The organism is Streptomyces sp. NPDC045431 (genome assembly GCF_040646655.1).
Taxonomy (GTDB): Bacteria; Actinomycetota; Actinomycetes; order Streptomycetales; family Streptomycetaceae; genus Streptomyces.
Genome location: NZ_JBEZAQ010000001.1, coordinates 639,318 through 659,048, shown reverse-complemented (window position 1 = coordinate 659,048; position 19,731 = coordinate 639,318). Strand labels below are relative to the sequence as shown.

At 73.4% G+C, this 19,731-nt stretch carries 24 protein-coding genes; 7 read left to right on the top strand and 17 right to left on the bottom strand.

The genetic code is table 11. From position 1 onward, the window contains the following. Positions 1–38 precede the first annotated feature (38 nt). From AB0A69_RS02985 to hisI, 7 genes are all read right to left on the bottom strand, one after another. Positions 39–461 carry a hypothetical protein gene (locus AB0A69_RS02985; RefSeq protein ID WP_361415225.1) on the bottom strand — a complete coding sequence of 141 codons (423 nt, stop codon included), beginning with the start codon at positions 459–461 and terminating at the stop codon, positions 39–41. 7 nt (positions 462–468) lie between these two features. Next, a complete protein-coding gene (gene trpC, locus AB0A69_RS02980; RefSeq protein WP_361414633.1) occupies positions 469–1,278 on the bottom strand; it encodes an indole-3-glycerol phosphate synthase TrpC in 810 nt (269 codons plus the stop codon). Between the two features lie 114 nt (positions 1,279–1,392). After that, the gene (locus AB0A69_RS02975) at positions 1,393–1,956 is read right to left on the bottom strand and encodes a DUF2752 domain-containing protein (protein ID WP_361414631.1); all 564 of its coding nucleotides are present in this window, start codon (positions 1,954–1,956) and stop codon (positions 1,393–1,395) included. Between the two features lie 83 nt (positions 1,957–2,039). After that, positions 2,040–2,312: an HGxxPAAW family protein gene (locus AB0A69_RS02970; RefSeq protein ID WP_361414629.1), complete on the bottom strand. Its 273-nt coding sequence runs from the start codon at positions 2,310–2,312 to the stop codon at positions 2,040–2,042. Positions 2,313–2,450: 138 nt separating this feature from the next. Continuing rightward, the gene (locus tag AB0A69_RS02965; protein ID WP_361414627.1) at positions 2,451–3,110 is read right to left on the bottom strand and encodes a TIGR02234 family membrane protein; all 660 of its coding nucleotides are present in this window, start codon (positions 3,108–3,110) and stop codon (positions 2,451–2,453) included. A gap of 14 nt (positions 3,111–3,124) precedes the next feature. Next, positions 3,125–4,612, bottom strand: a complete 1,488-nt coding sequence (locus AB0A69_RS02960) for an anthranilate synthase component I (protein ID WP_361414625.1) — start codon at positions 4,610–4,612, stop codon at positions 3,125–3,127. Between the two features lie 11 nt (positions 4,613–4,623). Then, on the bottom strand, positions 4,624–4,974 hold the full coding sequence (gene hisI / locus AB0A69_RS02955) for a phosphoribosyl-AMP cyclohydrolase (RefSeq protein WP_355358359.1): 351 nt from the start codon (positions 4,972–4,974) through the stop codon (positions 4,624–4,626). Positions 4,975–5,058: 84 nt separating this feature from the next. Between hisI and AB0A69_RS02950 the strand changes: the two genes are divergently transcribed. Next, positions 5,059–5,694: a TIGR03085 family metal-binding protein gene (locus AB0A69_RS02950; protein WP_361414623.1), complete on the top strand. Its 636-nt coding sequence runs from the start codon at positions 5,059–5,061 to the stop codon at positions 5,692–5,694. A gap of 102 nt (positions 5,695–5,796) precedes the next feature. Continuing rightward, positions 5,797–6,183 carry a VOC family protein gene (locus tag AB0A69_RS02945; RefSeq protein WP_361414621.1) on the top strand — a complete coding sequence of 129 codons (387 nt, stop codon included), beginning with the start codon at positions 5,797–5,799 and terminating at the stop codon, positions 6,181–6,183. Positions 6,184–6,321: 138 nt separating this feature from the next. Here the strand turns inward: AB0A69_RS02945 and hisF are convergent, their stop codons facing one another. The 8 genes from hisF to hisD are packed head-to-tail and all read right to left on the bottom strand — an operon-like array spanning position 6,322 to position 12,099. After that, entirely contained in the window at positions 6,322–7,077 is a 756-nt protein-coding gene (gene hisF / locus AB0A69_RS02940) for an imidazole glycerol phosphate synthase subunit HisF (protein WP_361414619.1), read from the bottom strand. Then, positions 7,074–7,487, bottom strand: coding sequence for a RidA family protein (locus tag AB0A69_RS02935; protein ID WP_361414617.1), 414 nt, complete (start codon positions 7,485–7,487; stop codon positions 7,074–7,076). The genes hisF and AB0A69_RS02935 overlap by 4 nt, the downstream gene beginning before the upstream one ends. Further along, a complete protein-coding gene (gene priA / locus AB0A69_RS02930; RefSeq protein ID WP_361414615.1) occupies positions 7,484–8,218 on the bottom strand; it encodes a bifunctional 1-(5-phosphoribosyl)-5-((5-phosphoribosylamino)methylideneamino)imidazole-4-carboxamide isomerase/phosphoribosylanthranilate isomerase PriA in 735 nt (244 codons plus the stop codon). The genes AB0A69_RS02935 and priA overlap by 4 nt, the downstream gene beginning before the upstream one ends. A gap of 42 nt (positions 8,219–8,260) precedes the next feature. Beyond that, a complete protein-coding gene (gene hisH, locus AB0A69_RS02925; RefSeq protein ID WP_361414613.1) occupies positions 8,261–8,899 on the bottom strand; it encodes an imidazole glycerol phosphate synthase subunit HisH in 639 nt (212 codons plus the stop codon). Further along, positions 8,896–9,063: a hypothetical protein gene (locus tag AB0A69_RS02920; RefSeq protein WP_361414611.1), complete on the bottom strand. Its 168-nt coding sequence runs from the start codon at positions 9,061–9,063 to the stop codon at positions 8,896–8,898. The genes hisH and AB0A69_RS02920 overlap by 4 nt, the downstream gene beginning before the upstream one ends. Continuing rightward, a complete protein-coding gene (hisB, locus tag AB0A69_RS02915) occupies positions 9,060–9,653 on the bottom strand; it encodes an imidazoleglycerol-phosphate dehydratase HisB (protein ID WP_030492957.1) in 594 nt (197 codons plus the stop codon). Before hisB ends, AB0A69_RS02920 begins: the two co-directional genes overlap by 4 nt. Continuing rightward, positions 9,650–10,780 carry a histidinol-phosphate transaminase gene (locus AB0A69_RS02910; protein WP_361414609.1) on the bottom strand — a complete coding sequence of 377 codons (1,131 nt, stop codon included), beginning with the start codon at positions 10,778–10,780 and terminating at the stop codon, positions 9,650–9,652. Before AB0A69_RS02910 ends, hisB begins: the two co-directional genes overlap by 4 nt. Then, a complete protein-coding gene (gene hisD, locus AB0A69_RS02905) occupies positions 10,777–12,099 on the bottom strand; it encodes a histidinol dehydrogenase (RefSeq protein WP_361414607.1) in 1,323 nt (440 codons plus the stop codon). Before hisD ends, AB0A69_RS02910 begins: the two co-directional genes overlap by 4 nt. A gap of 159 nt (positions 12,100–12,258) precedes the next feature. On the opposite strand from hisD, the gene AB0A69_RS02900 reads away from it, so the two are divergent. From AB0A69_RS02900 to AB0A69_RS02880, 5 genes are all read left to right on the top strand, one after another. Then, positions 12,259–13,866 (top strand): oxidoreductase, encoded by a 1,608-nt coding sequence (locus tag AB0A69_RS02900; protein ID WP_361414605.1) that lies wholly within the window; start codon positions 12,259–12,261, stop codon positions 13,864–13,866. Between the two features lie 252 nt (positions 13,867–14,118). Next, positions 14,119–15,162, top strand: a complete 1,044-nt coding sequence (locus AB0A69_RS02895) for a hypothetical protein (RefSeq protein WP_361414603.1) — start codon at positions 14,119–14,121, stop codon at positions 15,160–15,162. A gap of 5 nt (positions 15,163–15,167) precedes the next feature. After that, complete coding sequence (locus tag AB0A69_RS02890) at positions 15,168–15,908, top strand: LON peptidase substrate-binding domain-containing protein (protein ID WP_361414601.1); 741 nt, start codon at positions 15,168–15,170, stop codon at positions 15,906–15,908. A gap of 17 nt (positions 15,909–15,925) precedes the next feature. After that, positions 15,926–16,432 carry a Cys-tRNA(Pro) deacylase gene (gene ybaK / locus AB0A69_RS02885; RefSeq protein WP_361414599.1) on the top strand — a complete coding sequence of 169 codons (507 nt, stop codon included), beginning with the start codon at positions 15,926–15,928 and terminating at the stop codon, positions 16,430–16,432. A gap of 339 nt (positions 16,433–16,771) precedes the next feature. Beyond that, positions 16,772–18,001: an IS701 family transposase gene (locus tag AB0A69_RS02880; RefSeq protein ID WP_361414597.1), complete on the top strand. Its 1,230-nt coding sequence runs from the start codon at positions 16,772–16,774 to the stop codon at positions 17,999–18,001. A gap of 120 nt (positions 18,002–18,121) precedes the next feature. On the opposite strand, the gene AB0A69_RS02875 is transcribed toward AB0A69_RS02880, so the two are convergent. Beyond that, positions 18,122–18,787: a DUF2567 domain-containing protein gene (locus AB0A69_RS02875; RefSeq protein WP_361414595.1), complete on the bottom strand. Its 666-nt coding sequence runs from the start codon at positions 18,785–18,787 to the stop codon at positions 18,122–18,124. Between the two features lie 34 nt (positions 18,788–18,821). Beyond that, positions 18,822–19,598, bottom strand: a complete 777-nt coding sequence (locus AB0A69_RS02870; protein ID WP_361415189.1) for an ABC transporter permease — start codon at positions 19,596–19,598, stop codon at positions 18,822–18,824. Positions 19,599–19,731: the final 133 nt, after the last annotated feature.

The following is a 19,731-nucleotide window of genomic DNA, read 5'->3' as shown; positions in this document are numbered from 1 at the left end:
TACGCGCGTACGGGGACGCTCCGGCGAGGGGCGGCGGGCTAGCGGTGGTGGGGGCGCGCGGTGCGCGCGCGCCATCGCATGCCGTTGACCTGGCCGGGCTCGTCGCCGATGACGTAGCGGACGCGGCGCCCGTGCACCCGGCGGGCCGGGGCCCGGCAGCCGCGCGGACGGCAGCCGCGGGCGAGCCGGGCGTACGCGTCGGGGAGGGCGTACGGGCCGGCCGCGAGGCCGGGCGCGTACGGGCGGCGGGGGCGGCCCGCCGTCGGGGAGCCGGCGCCCACGCCCGCACCCACGCAGGCGCGGGTGACGGCGGTGGCGGAGGCCGTGTGGGAAGCCGTGTGGGAAGCCGTAGAGGGCGCCGTGCGACCGGCCGCCCGCGCGCACGCTCCGTCGGCCGACGGCACCGGGCGCGAGGGCGCGGGGTGCGGGTTCGGCGCGAGGGCGCGGGCGGCGGCGGTCATGGCGGGGTCAGCCCCGTCCGTGCCGCAGGGCGGGGTGGGCGCCGGCGGCGACCAGGTCGGCCACCGCGGCCTTGGGGTCGCGGCCGGTGACGAGCGACTCGCCGACGAGGACGGCGTCGGCCCCCGCGTTGGCGTAGGCGATCAGGTCGTGCGGGCCGCGGATGCCGGACTCGGCGACCTTGACGATGCCGGCCGGGATCTCGGGGCCGACCCGCTCGAAGGTGGCGCGGTCGACCTTGAGGGTCTTCAGGTTGCGCGCGTTGACGCCGATGACGCGTGCACCGGCGGCGACGGCCCGTTCGACCTCCTCCTCGTCGTGGACCTCGACGAGCGGGGTGAGGCCGATGGACTCGGCCCGCTCGATGAGGGACTCCAGGGCGGGCTGGTCGAGGGCGGCGACGATCAGCAGGGCGAGGTCGGCGCCGTACGCCCGTGCCTCCCACAGCTGGTAGGCGGTGACGATGAAGTCCTTGCGGAGGACCGGGATGTCGACCCGGGCGCGGACGGCCTCCAGGTCGGCGAGGGAGCCGCCGAAGCGGCGCTCTTCGGTCAGGACGGAGATGACGGCGGCGCCGCCCGCTTCGTAGTCCGCGGCGAGCCCGGCCGGGTCGGCGATCGCGGCGAGCGCTCCCTTGGACGGGCTGGAGCGCTTCACCTCGCAGATGACCTGGACGCCGTCGCCGCGGAGCGCGGCCGCGCCGTCCTTGGCCTGGGGCGCCTTCGCCGCCCGCTCCTTGAGCTCGTCGAGGGAGACCCGCGCCTGCCGCTCCGCGAGGTCGGCGCGTACGCCCTCGATGATCTCGTCGAGCACACTCACGCGAGAGGCCCCCTTCCGGAGGGTGATGTTGGAGCCGGATCAGTCACCTCGATGGTATCCGCCGACGGCGACAGTGTGCGCACCCGGTGGTGCGCACCGCGCTGGCCTGCGGGTTCACGGAGCGAGCGCGGACCCGAAGGGCAGGTTTCGGACGACGGCGAACAGCACCAGGAGGGCGCCGAAGGACCAGACCCACAGCTGTCCGATGTCGATCCGTACGGGCTGCGCGCGTACGGCCCGTACGAGCCAGAGGGCCATCAGGACGGCGAAGGCGACGTACCCGGCGACGGCGACGGCGTTGGCCCCGAGGGCGGCGGCCAGGTCACCGTGGATGAACGCGTGGGCGCTGCGCAGGCCGCCGCAGCCGGGGCAGTACAGGCCGGTGAACCGCAGCAGCGGGCAGACCGGGTAGTGGCCGGGCTCGTTGGGGTCGACGGCGCCCACGTACGCGAAGGCCGCGGCGACCGCGGCCAGCGTGCCCACGGGCGCCGCGAGGCGCCGTACGAGCGGGGGCGGGGCCGGGGCAGGGGTCGGTGCGTGCGGCGGCCCCTGCGCGGCCGGCGGCCCCGAGGCGGGCGGGACCGGTGTGTGCGGCCCCGCGCCGTACGGGTCCGCGCCGTACGGGTCCGCGCCGTACGGGGCGGGGCTGCTCGGGCTGTTCGGCATGGCGTCGTCCACCCGGGGATTGTCCCCGGCGATACGGAAAGGCGCAGCCCGGCCGTGCCGGACCGCGCCCCGTGTCGCCGGTGCGCCCCAACGGGTCAGGAGCGGCCCGCGTGAGCGGTCTCGGGCGTGTGGTCGGCGCGGGCGGCCTCCTCGCGGGCGCGCTCGAGCTCCGGGGACGGCTTCGCGCCGAGTCCGGCGGCCTTCATGGCAGCACCGACGACACCGCCGAGCAGGACGACGCCGATGCCCGCCCAGAAGCCCACCGGGTTGGCCGCCACCATGAAGGCACCGGCGACGCAGAAGCCGGCGAAGGAGATGATGACACCGGTCCAGGCGGCCGGGGTGTGTCCGTGGTCGCTGCCCGCCATGAGTTGCTCCTCGTTGATGTTGCTCTGTTACGGCCCCGCCGAGTGCGGACGCTCGCCGATATTGTCCCGCACGCGCGCGTGCGGGGTGATCCGGGGTCACCCTCGCGCCGACGGCCGCCCGGGGCCGTCCCCTGGGCGTCAGGCGCCGCGCGTGGGGTCCTCGCCGCGGTCCAGGGCCTTCCACAGCTCCTCGGGGCGCTCCGGGTCCACCGGCCGCCGCTCCGCGCGCGCCCGGGGGGCGCCTTCGCGTTCGTACCGCCCGGACATGGCGGGCCAGGTACGGCCGTAGCGCAGGGCCAGCAGTCCGGCCAGCAGGAGCAGCAGGCCGCCGGCCGCCGTCACGTACGGCCAGGGGGTGTGCGTGAGGGCGTCCACGCGGGCGGCGGTGTCCCCCGTGGTGCGCGCCGCCTTCTCGTCCAGCGCGGCGCTGTCGGAGGCGCCCAGGTATGCGGCGGCCGCCGCTCCCGCGCCGGTCAGCGTGAGCAGCAGCGAGACCAGGAGCCGGCCGGCCCTGCGGACCGCGAAGACGGCCACCAGGGCCGCCAGGCCCACGATGGCGAGGGCGGTGGGTACGCCGGTGACGTCGCCGCCGGAGGCGTCGAGCGGGGCCGCCCCGCCGCCCACCGCGACCTCACCCTCGGCCCAGGTCTGCCCGGAGGCGAGCAGGACGACGGCCGCTCCGACGGCGCCGAGGAACAGGGCGGCGGCGAGACTGCGACGGCCGCGGGTGGCGGCCGTCGTCTCGTCCGCGCGCGTGGCACGGGGCTGGGGTACGGATGCGGCAGTCACGTACTCCACTATCCCTTACGTCGTCATGCGTGGTTCATCCGGTTGGCGGTGTGCACGGCGCGGAGCACGGCGGCCGCCTTGTTGCGGCATTCGGTGTCCTCGGCGACCGGGTCGGAGTCGGCGACGACACCGGCGCCGGCCTGGACGTACGCCGTGCCGTCGCGCAGCAGGGCCGTACGGATGGCGATGGCGGTGTCGGAGTCGCCGGCGAAGTCCAGGTAGCCCACGCAGCCGCCGTACAGTCCGCGCCGGGAGGGCTCCAGCTCCTCGATGATCTGCATGGCGCGCGGCTTGGGCGCGCCGGACAGGGTCCCGGCGGGGAAGCAGGCGGTCAGCACGTCGAAGGCGGTGCGGCCCTCGGCGACGCGGCCGGCGACGGTGGAGACGATGTGCATGACGTGCGAGTACCGCTCGATCGACATGAAGTCGACGACCTCGACGGAGCCCGGTTCGCACACCCGGCCCAGGTCGTTGCGGCCGAGGTCGACGAGCATGAGGTGCTCGGCGCGCTCCTTGGGGTCGGCGATGAGCTCCTCGGCGAGCGCCTGGTCCTCCTGCGGGGTGGCGCCGCGCGGACGGGTTCCGGCGATGGGGTGCACCATCGCACGGCCGTCCTCGACCTTGACCAGTGCTTCGGGGCTGGACCCGACGACGTCGAAGCCGTCGAACCGGAAGAGGTACATGTACGGGGACGGGTTGGTGGCCCGCAGCACCCGGTAGACGTCCAGGGCGCCGGCCGTGCAGGGGGTCTCGAACCGCTGGGAGGGCACCACCTGGAAGGCCTCGCCCGCGCGGATGCGCTCCTTGATGTCCTCGACGGCGTCCTGGTAGGCCTTTCCGCCCCACAGGGCGGTGTACGGCGGCAGCTCGGAGGGCGGCAGGGCGGCGGGCTCCGTCGCCAGCGGCTTGGCCAGGTCGGCGGCCATGGCGTCGAGGCGGGCGACGGCGTCGGCGTACGCCTCGTCGACGCCGGTGTCGAGGTCGTTGTGGTTGATCGCGTTGGCGATCAGCAGGACGGTGCCGTCCCAGTGGTCGAGTACGGCGAGGTCCGAGGTGAGCAGCATGGTGAGCTCGGGCAGCCGCAGGTCGTCGCGGCCGTGCTCGCCGATGCGCTCCAGGCGGCGCACGACGTCGTAGCCGAGGTAGCCGACCATGCCGCCGGTGAAGGGCGGGAGGCCGGAGGCGAGGTCCCTGGGGGTGTGGAGCGTCTCGATGGTGGCGCGCAGCGCCTCCAGCGGGTCGCCGTCGACGGGGACCCCGACGGGCGGGGTGCCGAGCCAGTGGGCCTGTCCGTCGCGCGCGGTGAGGGTGGCGGCGCTGCGGACGCCGATGAAGGAGTACCGGGACCAGGAGCGGCCGTTCTCGGCGGACTCCAGCAGGAAGGTCCCGGGGCGCTCGGCGGCGAGCTTGCGGTAGAGCCCGACCGGGGTGTCGCCGTCCACGAGCAGGCGGCGGCTGACGGGGATGACGCGGCGGTCGGCCGCCAGCTTGCGGAAGGTCTCGAGATCCATGGCGGCAGACCCTATTCGGCGAGGGGGAGGACGTCGGCGTCGAAGCAGGTACGGGCGCCGGTGTGGCAGGCGGCCCCCACCTGGTCGACCTTGACCAGGACGGTGTCGGCGTCGCAGTCCAGGGCGACGGACTTGACGTGCTGGACGTGACCGGAGGTGTCGCCCTTGACCCAGTACTCCCGGCGGCTGCGGGACCAGTAGGTGCAGCGGCCGGTGGTGAGGGTGCGGTGCAGGGCCTCGTCGTCCATCCAGCCGAGCATGAGCACCTCGCCGGTGTCGTACTGCTGGGCGATGGCCGGGACCAGCCCGTCGGGGCTGCGCTTGAGACGGGCGGCGATGGCCGGGTCAAGGTTGCTGGTCATGTCACCATTGTGCCGTGGTCCCGGGGTCGGCCCGGGGGTGCGTCCACTGGGCGGACCGGGCCCTGTCGCCGTACGCTGGCGCCCATGTCGACCCATGCCAAGCGTGAACGACTTCTGCTCGCCGACCTGCTGGAAGCGGCGGGCCCGGATGCCCTGACCCTGTGCGAGGGGTGGAAGACCCGGGACCTCGCGGCCCATGTGGTGGTGCGCGAGCGCCGCCCGGACGCCGCTGCGGGGATCCTGATCGGGCCGCTGCGCGCCCGCCTGGAGCAGGTGCAGGCGGAGTACGCCTCGAAGCCGTACGACGAACTGATCCAGCTGATCCGTACGGGGCCACCGAGGATGTCCCCGTACGCGCTCAAGCAGGTCGACGAGGGGGCCAACACGGTCGAGTTCTACGTCCACGCCGAGGACGTGCGGCGGGCCCAGCCGGACTGGACGCCGCGCGAGCTGGACCCGGTCTTCGCGGACGCGCTGTGGTCGCGCCTGGAGAAGGGGGCGCGGATGCTGTGCCGCAAGGTGCCGGTGGGTCTGGTGCTGCGCCGCCCGAACGGCCAGACGGCGGTGGGCCGCCGGGGCACCCCGGTGGTCACGGTGACCGGGGAGCCGGGCGAGCTGACGATGTTCGCGTTCGGCCGCCAGGACGCGGCGCGTGTGGAGGTCGAGGGCGACAAGGAGGCCGTGGAGCGGCTGCACGGGGCCAGGCAGCTGGGTCTCTGACGGCTCTGACCTGCGGCGACGGCGCGCGACCGGCCATTGTCAGTGGTGGCGGGCATCATCGGACGTACGCAGCTCATCCCGGCGAGACTCCGGAGGCGGACGATGATCAGGATCGCGATGACCAGCGTGTACGTCGACGACGAGGCGAAGGCCCACGCCTTCTACACCGGCGTGCTCGGCTTCGAGACGAGAACCGACCTCGACCTGGGTGGGGCGCGCTTCATCACCGTCGCCGCGCCCGGCCAGGACGTGGAGCTGCTGCTGGAGCCCGGGGACAGCCCGATGGCGGAGCAGTACCGGAAGGAGCTGCGCGAGGCCGGGCTGCCGTGTCTGGTGCTCTCGGTGGACGACCTGCGGGCGGAGCACGAGCGGCTGAGCGGCCTGGGGGTGCGGTTCACCCAGGCGCCCACGGAGCAGGGTCCGGTGCTGACGGCCGTGCTGGACGACACGGTCGGCAACCTCATACAGCTGGCCCAGCGGGCGGCCTGAGCCGTCCGCCGGGCTTGGCGGACGGCTCAGGCCGGTACCCCGGCCTGGAGCGCAGGTCTGCCCCGTCCGCCGGGCCTGGCGCGCGGCGGGTGCCGCGTCACTCGTCCGCCACGCCCGGCGCGCGGCGTGGGTGCCGCGTCAGCGGACCGGGTGGCCGGCCTCGCGCAGGGTGTCCTTGACCTCGGAGATCCGCAGGTCGCCGAAGTGGAAGACCGAGGCCGCCAGCACCGCGTCCGCGCCCGCGTCGATGGCGGGCGGGAAGTCGGCGAGCTTGCCGGCGCCGCCGGAGGCGATCACCGGGACCGTGACGTGCTTGCGCACGGCCGCGATCATCTCGGTGTCGTAGCCGTCCTTGGTGCCGTCCGCGTCCATCGAGTTGAGCAGGATCTCGCCCGCGCCCAGCTCGGCGGCCCGGTGGGCCCACTCGACGGCGTCGATGCCGGTGCCGCGGCGGCCGCCGTGCGTGGTGACCTCGAAGGTGCCCTGGGGGGTGCGGCGGGCGTCGACCGACAGGACCAGCACCTGGCGGCCGAAGCGCTCGGCGATCTCCTGGATCAGCTCGGGGCGGGCGATCGCCGCGGTGTTGACGCCGACCTTGTCGGCACCGGCGCGCAGCAGCTTGTCGACGTCCTCGGCGCTGCGGACGCCGCCGCCGACGGTCAGCGGAATGAAGACCTGCTCGGCGGTGCGGCGCACCACGTCGTAGGTGGTCTCCCGGTTGCCGGACGACGCGGTGATGTCGAGGAAGGTCAGCTCGTCGGCGCCCTCGGCGTCGTACAGCTTGGCCATCTCGACGGGGTCGCCCGCGTCGCGCAGGTTCTGGAAGTTGACGCCCTTGACGACCCGGCCGTTGTCGACGTCCAGGCAGGGGATGACTCGGACCGCGAGGGTCATGAGGACTGCGCTCCTCGCTCTGTTCCTCGGTACGCCTCGATCTCGACCTCGACGACCAGCCGCGGGTCGACGAAACCGGAGACGATGATCATGGATGCGGCGGGCCGGACGGCGTCGAACAGCTCCTTGTGCGCCCGGCCGACCTCGTCCACGTCCCGCGCGTGGGTGATGTACATACGGGTGCGGACCACGTCCGCCGCGCCCAGGCCGAGCTGCTCCAGCGCGCCGAAGGCCACGTTGAAGGAGTTGACCGCCTGCTCGTAGGGGCCGCCCTCGGCGATCTCGCCGTCGACCACGGAGGTGCAGCCGGAGACCAGGACCAGGCCGTTGGGCAGCTCCACGGCGCGGGAGTAGCCGAACTGCTCCTCCCAGGGCGCGCCGGTCACGACCTTGCGTACGGAACCGGTCATTCGGCCACCGCCGCGACGGCCGCGAGGGCCTCCTCCAGAGTGAACGCCTTGGCGTACAGGGCCTTGCCGACGATCGCGCCCTCGACGCCCTCGGGGACGAGCGCGGCGATGGCGCGCAGGTCGTCGAGGGAGGAGACGCCGCCGGAGGCGACGACCGGCTTGTCGGTGGCGGCACAGACGCTGCGCAGGAGCTCCAGGTTGGGGCCCTGGAGGGTGCCGTCCTTGGCGATGTCGGTGACCACGTAGCGGGAGCAGCCCTCGGAGTCGAGGCGGGCCAGCGTCTCGTACAGGTCGCCGCCGTCGCGGGTCCAGCCGCGGCCGCGCAGCGTGGTGCCGCGGACGTCCAGGCCGACGGCGATCTTGTCGCCGTGCTCGGCGATGACCTTGGCGACCCACTCCGGGGTCTCCAGGGCGGCGGTGCCGAGGTTGACCCGGGTGCAGCCGGTGGCGAGCGCGGCGGCGAGCGAGGCGTCGTCGCGGATGCCGCCGGAGAGCTCCACCTTGATGTCCATGGCCTTGGCCACCTCGGCGATCAGCTGCCGGTTGTCACCGGTGCCGAAGGCGGCGTCGAGGTCGACGAGATGGAGCCACTCGGCGCCCGCCCGCTGCCAGGTCAGGGCCGCCTCCAGGGGAGAGCCGTACGACGTCTCCGTGCCGGACTCGCCATGGACGAGCCGTACGGCCTGGCCGTCCCGGACGTCGACGGCGGGGAGGAGTTCGAGCTTGCTCATCTCAGCGGGTCCTAGATCCTTTGAGGGGGTCGGAAGGTGGGGTCAGAAGGTGTGGAGCCAGTTGGTCAGCAGCTGGGCGCCGGCGTCGCCGGACTTCTCCGGGTGGAACTGCGTCGCCCACAGCGCGCCGTTCTCGACGGCCGCCACGAACCGCTCGCCGTGCGTGGACCAGGTGACCTTCGGCGCGCGCATGGCGGGGTTCGTGATCTCCAGGTCCCAGTCGTGCACGGCGTAGGAGTGCACGAAGTAGAACCGGGCGTCGGCGTCGAGGCCGGCGAAGAGCTCGCTGTCCCCGGGCGCCTCGACGGTGTTCCAGCCCATGTGGGGCACGATCGGGGCCTGGAGCGGTCCGACCGTGCCGGGCCACTCGTCGAGGCCCTCGGTCTCCACGCCGTGCTCGATGCCGCGCGCGAAGAGGATCTGCATGCCGACGCAGATGCCCATCACGGGGCGGCCGCCGGAGAGCCGGCGCTCCACGATCCAGTCGCCGCGGGCCTCCTTGAGCCCCGTCATGCAGGCGGAGAAGGCGCCCACGCCGGGGACGAGCAGCCCGTCGGCGTTCATGGCCTTGTCGTAGTCGCGGGTGATCTCGACGTCGGCGCCGACGCGGGCGAGGGCCCGCTCGGCGGAGCGGACGTTGCCGAACCCGTAGTCGAAGACCACGACTTTCTTGGAAGTCATTCCCAGATCCCCTGAATCCGCATGACGCCGGCGACCAGGCACATCACCGACGCGATGGCCAGCAGGACGATGAGTCCCTTGGGCATCTCCTGCTTGGTGAAGGAGTACACGCCGCCGGCCAGGAAGAGGCCGACGACGATGAGGATGGTCGAAAGACCCGTCACAGCGCGCCCTTCGTGGAGGGCAGGATCCCGGCCGCGCGCGGGTCGCGCTCGGAGGCGTAGCGCAGGGCGCGGGCGAGGGCCTTGAACTGGCACTCCACGATGTGGTGGGCGTTGCGCCCGTACGGCACGTGGACGTGGAGCGCGATCTGGGCCTGCGCGACGAAGGACTCCAGGATGTGCCGGGTCATGGTCGTGTCGTACGAGCCGATCATCGGCGCCATGTTCTCCGGCTCCGTGTGCACCAGGTAGGGGCGGCCGGAGAGGTCGACCGTCACCTGGGCGAGGGACTCGTCGAGCGGCACGGTGCAGTTGCCGAAGCGGTAGATGCCGACCTTGTCGCCGAGCGCCTGCTTGAAGGCGGCGCCCAGCGCGAGGGCGGTGTCCTCGATGGTGTGGTGCGAGTCGATGTGCAGGTCGCCGTCGGTCTTGACGGTGAGGTCGAACAGACCGTGGCGGCCGAGCTGGTCGAGCATGTGGTCGTAGAAGCCGACGCCGGTCGACACGTCGACCTTTCCGGTGCCGTCGAGGTCTATCTCGACGACGACGGACGTCTCCTTGGTGGTGCGCTCGACCCGTCCTACGCGGCTCATGAACTCTGCTCCTTCTTCAGTGCGCGAACCGCATCCAGGAACGCGTCGTTCTCTTCGGGGGTGCCGGCGGTGACCCGCAGCCACCCCGGTACGCCGTTGTCACGGACCAGGACGCCCCGGTCGAGGATCCGCTGCCAGACGGCATGGGCGCCGCCCTCGCCGGTGAAGCGTCCGAACTGGACGAAGTTGGCGTCGGACTCGGTCACCTCGTACCCGATGGCGCGCAGCTCGGCGACGATCCGGTCGCGCTCGGCCTTGAGCTGCTCGACGTACCCCAGCAGCGTATCGGTGTGCTCCAGGGCGGCGAGCGCGGTGGCCTGGGTGACGGCCGACAGGTGGTACGGCAGGCGTACGAGCTGGACGGCGTCGACCACGGCCGGGTGCGCGGCCAGGTAGCCCAGGCGCAGTCCGGCGGCGCCGAACGCCTTGGACATGGTCCGGGAGACCACCAGGTTGGGCCGGCCCTCGATCAGCGGCAGCAGCGAGGGGCGGTGGCTGAACTCCACGTACGCCTCGTCGACGACGACCAGCGACGGCTTGGCGGCCTGCGCGGCCTCGTACAGCGCCAGTACGGTCTCGGCCTCGACGGCGGTGCCCGTGGGGTTGTTGGGCGAGGTGACGAAGACGACGTCGGGGCGGTGCCGGGCGATGGCGGCCCTGGCCGCGTCCACGTCCACGCGGAAGTCGTCGGTGCGAGGCCCGGAGATCCAGCCCGTCCCGGTCCCGCGTGAGATCAGGCCGTGCATGGAGTACGAGGGCTCGAAGCCGATCGCGAGGCGGCCCGGTCCGCCGAAGGTCTGCAGCAGCTGCTGGATGACCTCGTTGGAGCCGTTGGCGGCCCAGACGTTGGCGAGGCCCACGTCGTATCCGGTGGTACGCGTGAGATAGGCGGCGAGGGCCGTACGGAGCTCGACGGCGTCCCGGTCGGGGTAGCGGTTGAGCGTACGGGCCGCCTCCCGGACGCGCTCGGCGATGCGCTCGACGAGCGGCTCGGGCAGCGGGTACGGGTTCTCGTTGGTGTTGAGGCGTACGGGCACGTCGAGCTGGGGCGCGCCGTACGGGGACTTGCCCCGCAGCTCGTCGCGGATGGGCAGGTCGTCGATGCCGACGGTGTCGGGGGCGGTCACTGCTGCGGCACCTTCCAGCCGAAGCGAGCCTTGATGGCCGCGCCGTGCGCGGGCAGGTCCTCCGCCTCGGCGAGCGTCACCACGTGGTGGGCGACCTCGGCGAGCGCGTCGCGCGTGTAGTCCACGATGTGGATGCCGCGCAGGAAGGACTGGACGGACAGGCCCGAGGAGTGGCAGGCGCAGCCGCCGGTGGGCAGGACGTGGTTGGAGCCCGCGCAGTAGTCGCCGAGGGAGACCGGCGCCCAGGGGCCGACGAAGATCGCGCCCGCGTTGCGGACGCGGTCCGCGACGGCGGCGGCGTCGGCGGTCTGGATCTCCAGGTGCTCGGCGCCGTACGCGTCGACCACGCGCAGGCCCTCCTCCAGGCCGTCGACGAGCACGATCGCGGACTGCCGTCCGCGCAGGGCGGGCAGGATCCGGTCCTCGACGTGCCGGGTGGCCGCGACCTGCGGCTCCAGCTCCTTCTCGACGGCCTCGGCGAGGTCGACGGAGTCGGTGACGAGGACGGCGGCGGCGAGCGGGTCGTGCTCGGCCTGGCTGATCAGGTCGGCGGCGATGTGCACCGGGTCGGCGGTGTCGTCGGCGAGGACGGCGATCTCGGTCGGGCCGGCCTCGGTGTCGATGCCGATCCGGCCGGTGAAGTACCGCTTGGCGGCGGCGACCCAGATGTTGCCGGGGCCGGTGACCATGTTGGCGGGGGCGCAGGACTCGGTGCCGTACGCGAACATGGCGACGGCCTGGGCGCCGCCCACGGCGTACACCTCGTCGACGCCGAGGAGGGCACAGGCGGCGAGGATCGTCGGGTGCGGCAGGCCGCCGTGCTCGCGCTGCGGCGGCGAGGCGAGGGCGATGGACTCGACGCCCGCCTCCTGCGCCGGTACGGCGTTCATGATCACGGACGAGGGGTAGACGGAGCGGCCACCCGGCGCGTACAGCCCGACGCGCTCGACCGGAACCCACTTCTCGGTCACGGTGCCGCCGGGCACGACCTGGGTGGTGTGCGGGGTGCGGCGCTGCTCGCGGTGGACGATGCGGGCGCGCCGGATCGACTCCTCCAGACCGGCGCGGACGGCCGGGTCCAGCTCCTCCAGCGCGCGCATGAGCGCGGCCGCCGGGACGCGGACCTGGTCGAGGACCACACCGTCGAACTTCTCCGCGTAGTCGATCAGCGCCGCGTCCCCGCGATGATGCACGGCCTCGCAGATGGGCCGCACCTTCTCCAGGGCGGCTTCCACGTCGAACTCGGCACGGGGCAGCAGGTCGCGCAGGGCGCCGCCCGTCGGGAGGGCGTCGCCACGCAGATCGATTCGTGAGATCACAGGTCAATTCTCTCAGACGGCGTCGCACGGCCGGACGTCCGTATCACTGGCTGATACAAGCCGCAGTGGCGTCTTGTCGTCACACCTGACCGTTAGCGTTCGGTCCGTCACACAGAGGGAAGAACAACCGTACGAACAGGGGAAGCGGAGGGGGCGGCAGTGACCGAGCCGCACGACGACGACGTACCGGGCGACCTCAGCCCGAGCGAGCTGGGCATGTGGCAGGCGTTCCGGATCGGCGCGACCTACGACCTGAGCGTGGGAAACGCGGTGCTGGACGATCCGTTCTCGCCGCGCACCTGGCCGCCCGAGCGCAGCGTACGCGCCCGGGTGGTCGCGCTGCTGCTCCTCGACGGGCCGCCGGCACTGCCGGGGCGGGTGTCGGCGCTGAAGCTGCGCGGGGTGCAGATCACCGGGACGCTGGACCTGGCGGGCGGCACGGTCTCCCCGTACGTGGAGCTGCACGGCTGCCGGTTCGAGAACGAAGTGGTGCTGCCGGAGTGCCGGTTCGGCACGCTGCGCATGGTCGGGTGCGCGATACCGCGGCTGGAGGCGGCCCGGCTGCACACGGAGGGCGATCTGCATCTGCCGCGCTGCCGGGTGGAGCGCGGCATCCGGCTCACGGACGCCCAGATCGGCACGGACCTGCTCATCAACCAGATCCACGTCCGGCCGGACCGGAACGGGCGGGCGATCGTCGCGGACGGCATGTCGGTCGCGCAGGACCTCCAGGCGGAGCTGATCGAGACGTACGGCGAGCTGTCGCTGCGCGGCGCGAAGATCGGCGTGTCGCTGAACCTGCGGGGCAGCCGGCTGCGCGGCGCGGAGGGCCGGCGGGCGCTCAACGCGCCGCAGCTGAGCGTGGAGCGCACGCTCTACATGACGTACGCGTGGGTGAGCGACTCGGGGAACGTGGCGGGGACGACACCGCCGGGCGGGCTCGCCAACTTCAACACGCCGATGCGCGGAGCCCGGATTCAGCCCTTCGAGTGCCGGGGCGGGGTGCGGCTGGACGACGGGCGTTTCGGGGACGCGGTCGACTTCCACCACGCGCGCTTCCTGCTGTCGTCGGAGCGGAAGGAGGAGCTGTCGCTGCGCCGGATCGTCACCCCGGAGCTGCGGTTCAACGGCGAGCGCCCGGAGGAGGGCCGGGTCGTGCTGAACGGCGCGAAGGTCGTCACGCTGATCGACCTGTCCACCAGCTGGCCGGGGCCGGGCGGGCTGGCGATGGGCGGTTTCGTGTACGAGAACCTCGTGCCGTACGGGCACTTCCCGCTCGCCCGGCGCCTGGAGTGGGTGGCGGCGGCGACCCCCGAGTACGCGCCGGAGCCGTACGAACGGCTCGCGGCGGTGCTGCGCAACAGCGGGGAGGACGCGGACGCGCGCGAGGTGCTGCTGGCCAAGCAGCGCAGGCGGCGCGAGACGCTGCCGCTGGCCGCGAAGCTCTGGGGATACCTCCAGGACTGGACGGTGGCGTACGGCTACCGGCCGGGCCGGGCGGCGCTGTGGATGGCGGTGCTGTGGGCGGCGGGGGCGCTGGCCTTCGCGCAGTGCGACCCCGCCGCGATAAAGGGGGACGAGCACCCCGAGTGGAACGCCCCGCTGTACGCGCTCGACCTGCTGCTGCCGGTGATCAACCTGGGGCAGGACGGGTACTGGCGCCTGGAGGGCATATGGCAGTGGGCCTCGGCCGTGCTGATCCTGCTGGGATGGGTCCTGGCCACGACGGTGGCGGCGGGTGCCTCACGGCTGCTGCGCCGGAGCTGAGGCCGAGCCGCGCCTGAGCCGAGGAGCCGAGCGGCCGAGCCGAGCGCTGAACCTGATCCGCCTGAGCCGGGGCGGGCTGAGGCCGAGCTGAACAGATGGCCGCCTTCCGTACCGGCGTGCGACGGATGCGCCCCGATTCGCCGCCGGGACACCGCTTTCTTTACGGTCTCTTGACATTCCGGGGTGCAACCATTCCGCCGCTACGAAAGCTTCACAGCAGGCCCCTGGCGCGGTCCCCACCTGCGTTTTTCAATGGTCCGCACCATGTCATTGCTCCGTGCTCTGCTCAGCACCGCCCGTGCGGGACGGCGCGGCGGCCCGCAACCCGCGGACGGGCTTCCGCCGGACCACGCGGTGCTGCTCGACGCGCCGGACGAGCGGCTCGGCCCGGCGCTGGTCGCCGCCGCGCTGGGGGACCACGTTCCGGCCGCCGCACTGCTGGCGGCCACCCGCGAGGCGGCCGAGTGGGAGAGCCGCGACCGGTACGTGGTGCGGCTGGCCGCGTTCGCGCGCAGCCGCGACGAGTGGCTCAGCCGCTGGCTGGCGCGCGCCCCGCGTGACCCGGACGCGCTCCTGGTCCACGCCGAGCTGGAGATCCGCAGGGCGTGGGCGTCGCCGGCGCGCGCCGAGCGGCTGCGCGAGCTGGGGCCGCTGATCGGCGCGGCGGCCGACGCGGCTCCGCGCGACCCGGTGCCGTGGCGGCTGGCGCTGGACCACGCGCGCGGCACCCACGCCACGCACACGGCGTTCGAGTCGCTGTGGGAGCAGGCCGTGCGGCGCTCCGCGCACCACTACGGCTGCCATGTCGCCGCGCTCACCTACCTGTCGGTCCAGCGGCGCGGCGCGCACCGCGAGTGCTTCCACTTCGCCGAGCAGGCCGCGGCCGACGCGTTGCCCGGTTCGCTGATAAGGGCGCTGCCGGTGCGGGCGGCGTTCACGCAGCTGACGGCCGGCGGCGTCGGCTCCGTACAGGCGGACCGGATCGACGCGGCGGCGGACCTGGCGATCGAGCTGTCCGGACGGTACGGGGCGGGCGACCCGTGGCCGGCCGAGGTGCGCAACGTGCTGGCCTACGTGCTGGTCGGGCGGGCGCGGTGGGCGGCGGCGCTGGAGCAGTTCCGGCTCATCGGGCCGCATGCGACGTCGTTTCCGTGGGCCTCGGCCGGGGAGGATCCGCTGGGCCGGTTCCTCGACGCGCGCGCCGGTGTGCGGCTCGAAGTGGCCCGCGCCGGACGCGCGGCCGTCCCGTTGCGCGGACGGGCCGGTCGTGGCCGTACGGGTGGCCATTACGCTTAGCCGCTGTGACCACCGCTCGCCTGCCTCTCTTTCCGCTGAACGCGGTGCTGTTCCCCGGCCTCGTGCTGCCGCTCAACGTCTTCGAGGAGCGTTATCGCGCCATGATGCGCGAGCTGCTGAAGACCGACGAGGACGAACCGCGCCGCTTCGCCGTCGTCGCCATCCGCGACGGGCGCGAGGTCGCGCCGACCGCGCCCGGCCTGCCCGACCAGACCGCGCTGCCGGAGAAGGGGCCCGCCGCCGGTTTCGGCGCGGACCCGATCCAGGCGTTCCACCGGGTCGGCTGCGTCGCGGACGCGGCGACGATCCGGGAGCGGGAGGACGGCAGCTTCGAAGTGCTCGCGACCGGTACGAAGCGCGTGAAGCTGCTGTCGGTCGACGCGAGCGGGCCGTTCCTCACGGCCGAGCTGGAGGAGCTGGAGGAGGTGCGCGGCGAGGGCGCGGGCGCGCTCGCCGAGGGCGTGCTGCGCGCCTTCCGCGCGTACCAGAAGCGGCTCGCCGGGGCGCGCGAGCGGTCACTGGCGACGGGCGTGGAGCTGCCCGACGAGCCGTCGGTCGTCTCGTACCTGGTCGCCGCGGCGGCGGTGCTGGACACCCCCGCGAAGCAGCGGCTGCTCCAGGCGCCCGACACGGCGACGCGGCTGCGGGAGGAACTGCGCCTGCTCCGCTCGGAGACGGCGGTCCTGCGCCATCTGCCGTCGCTGCCGGCGGTGGACCTCACCCGCACTCCGACGAGCCCCAACTGACGCGAGGAGCACCGCAGGTGGCGAAGAAGTCGAAGAAGCAGGAGAAGGGCGCGGGCGGGACCCCGGCGACGGTGGCGCTCACCGCCGCGGGCACGCCCTTCACGGTGCACGCGTACGACCACGACCCGGCGTCCCCGTCGTACGGGGAGGAGGCCGCGGAGGCGCTCGGCGTCTCGCCGGAGCGCGTCTTCAAGACCCTGGTCGCCGACGTGGACGGGGAGCTGACCGTCGCGGTCGTGCCCGTGGCCGGGCAGCTCGACCTCAAGGCCCTCGCGGCGGCGGTGGGCGGCAAGCGCGCGGCGATGGCCGACCCCGCGGCGGCCGAACGCACCACGGGCTACGTCCGCGGCGGCATCTCCCCGCTGGGCCAGCGCAAGCGGCTGCGTACGGTCCTGGACGCCTCGGCCTCCGCGCACGCCACGATCTGCGTCTCGGCGGGCCGCCGCGGCCTGGAGGTGGAGCTGGCGCCCTCGGACCTCGCCGCCCTCACGGACGCGGTCCTCGCCCCCATCGGCCGCGGGTAGGCGGTACGGCGCCCCGCGGCCCACGTCGTGCGGCCCACGTCAGGGGGCCCGCGTCAGGGGGTGGCGCCGTCCTTCGGGGTCGTGGGGCCATAGGGCGCCTGTCTTCCGGATCTTGCCGGGCTCGCGGGGTCTGGCACGCGCATCTTCCCCCGTAGCCCTTCGGGCACGGGAGGTGCCCCCAGCGTTGTCGTCAGTCGCCAATACTCCGCAGTGGCTCCATCCTCCGCCTTGCTGCACGTACCAGACCCCGCTCCCTGACCCGGCCTGATCCGGAAGACAGGCCCTAGTAGTGCTTCGTTACGTCGGGTGATCTCACCTGGTGGTGGGCATCTTTCGGCTATGAGGCTTGGGGAGGTGGAACGGCTCCGGGGTGAGTTATCGGAGTTCGTTGCCGATGTGTTCGCCTCGTTTCCGCGGCGGGATCAGCGGCGGTGGGGCGGTTGTTATCTGCGGGGTTTGATGCTGGACGGCCGTCGGAAGTCGATCCAGCCGATGGCCGAGCGGTTGCCGGATGGGAACATGCAGGCCCTGCAGCAGTTCGTGAACCAGTCGCCGTGGGATCCGCTGCCGGTGAGGCGGCGGATCGCCGAGCGATTGAGCGAAGCGATCGCGCCGGAGGTGTGGGTCGTCGACGATGTGTCGTTCCCCAAGTGCGGCACGGCGTCGGTGGGGGTGGCCCGGCAGTACTGCGGGGCGCTGGGCAAGCGGGCGAACTGCCAGGTCGCGGTCAGCGTGCACGCGGCCACCGACACGGCATCGTGCCCGTTGGAGTGGGAGTTGTTCCTGCCCGAGGAATGGGACAGTGATGACCGGCGGCGCCGACTGGCCGGTGTCCCCGACGGGATCGGGCATGTCTCCAAGACCCGTCTGGGCCTGGGGCTGCTGGACCGGCTGGCCACGCAGGGCCTGACGGTGCCGGTGATCGTGGCGGACTCAGGTTACGGCCGCAGCGTCTCGTTCCGGCTCGCGCTGGAGGAACGAGGCTGGTCCTATGTCATGGCGGTGGACTCCAAGGAGGTCGCTCGCCCGGCCGCGGCCGAGCCCTACCAGCCGGCCTACGGCGGTCTGGGACCGCCCACGCTGCCACGCTACCGCGGGCCGGCCCAGCCTCTGACCACGTTCATCACCTCGGACACGCCCTTTGAACAGGTCACCTGGCGGCAGGGCAGCAAAGGCCGGATGACCTCGCATTTCGCTGTGATCGAGGTCCGGCCGTCGGGGAAGGAAGCCTGCCGCACCGCCCAGGACCAGGCCGGAGGACGCAACCGCTGGAACGGTGTCCTGCCGCTGCGGACCCTGCTCGTCGAACAGCCCGAAGATGCCGACGGGCCGAGCGGCTACTGGATGACCAACCTGCCCGCCAGCACACCGATCACCGACCTGGTGAGGTGGGCGAAGATGCGCTGGCGCATCGAACACGACTACCGCGAACTCAAGCACGGCCTCGGCCTGGACCACTTCGAAGGCCGCACCTGGCGCGGCTGGCACCACCACGTCACCCTCGTCACAGCCGCCCAGGCATTCCTCACCCTGCGGCGGCTCGACCCAAAAGCACACACGCCGGCCTGACCCTCTACCAGGTCCTCGACGCCCTCCAGGACCTGCTGCAGTGCTGGACCGGCACCTGCACCACCTGCGGCCGACGCCTGCCCCGCAACAGAATCAGACTGAGAACCTAACGAAGCACTACTAGGCGTCCCACTCCGAGATCGGGTACGGCTCCGGGTCCGGGTCCCGGGGCATGAAGAGGGCCGCCAGGGCCAGGTGGACGAGCATGGCGGCGACCGGCCACGCCAGCAGCGCCCCGTGCGCGTTGAGCTCCAGCGGCGCGTCGAACGTGACGCCCGGGCCCACCGCCCGGGCGTGCGCCACCACGTCGTGCGTGGGGCCCAGGAGCGTACCGACGCCCCAGCCGAGCAGGGAGCCCAGCAGGCCCCCCAGGGCGAGACCGGCGACGACCGCGATGCCGCCGTGCCGGCGCGTGAACCAGAACACGGCCGCCGCGCTCAGCGCGCCGAAGCCCAGCCCGAGCAGCGTGAACGTCCCGTCGGCGCCGACCGCGCCCTCGCCCTCGGTGTCCTTGACGAACACCGCCTTGCCGTCCGAGACCAGGCCGATCCGCGGCGCCAGCCACAGCCACAGCAGCCCCAGCGCCGCGCCCGCGAGCGTCACGCAGGCCGCCACCAGGACGCCCTGCCGTGCTTCGGCGGCCATGTCCGGCGCACCGTCCGCCCCTTCCGCCCGCTCGGCGCGCTTCGTGGCGGCGGAGGGGTACGGCGGCGGCCAGGCGGAGTCCTGCGGCGACGGCTGGTGAGGCGGCGTGGGAGGCGTAGGTGGCGTCAACGGTGCGGTCACCCTGCCATCGTGCCAGGCGCCCGCCGGGGCCGCCTCATCGGACCGCCGCCCGCCGGTACGCCCACGTCGCGGCGGTCAGCGACAGCACGCCGACCACCGCGCAGACCGCCAGGTCCACCGCGACCGCCGCCCAGTCGGGACGGGTGTCGAACGTCCGGGCGAGCGCCTCGACTCCGTACGTGGACGGCAGCAGGTCCCGCGCCCACCCGACCGGCTCCGGCAGCCGGGCGGCCGGCAGCACGCCCAGCAGCAGGGCCGCCGACATCCCGAGCTGGCCCAGCAGCGTGGCGAGTTCCTGCCGCGGCGCGAGCAGTCCGAGCGCCGCGCCGAGTCCGGCGAGCGCGGCCCCGGCGAGCGGCACGACGGCCGCAAGGATCCACAGGTGCGTCAGCGGCAGCTGGAAGAGGACGGAGCCGACGACCGCGGTGACGACGGTGCCCGGCACGGTGAAGGAGGCGTACGCCCCGGCCGCCCCCAGCACCACTGCGGCGGGCGGCACCGGCAGTGTGGCGTAGTGGTCGAGCCCGCCGCTCGCCCGCAGCTGCCCGAAGTACTGGGCGAGCAGGTTCAGTGCGACGAAGGCCACCACGAGCACGGACGACCCGGCGACCACGGCTCGCGCCTCGGCGCCGCCGTCGACGACACCGCGCATCAGGACCATGATCCCGACGGACTGGAAGGTCGCCACGAAGAGGAGGGGGATGCGCGCCACCCGGGCGCGGGACAGCTGCGCGCGGTAGACGGCGCCCAGCGCGGGCAGCAGCCGCGCGCGCGGCGCGAGCGGCGCGGCGGCGGCACCGGACGTGACCATGCCCGGCGCGGAAGCGTCCGGCGCGGGGTCATCACGCGGCGCGGGGTCACGCGGCGCGGGGTCGGCGACCGGGGCTGAGCCGACCGCGCCGGGGGATCCCGGCGACAGGGCGGCCCGTGCGGGCACGATGCTC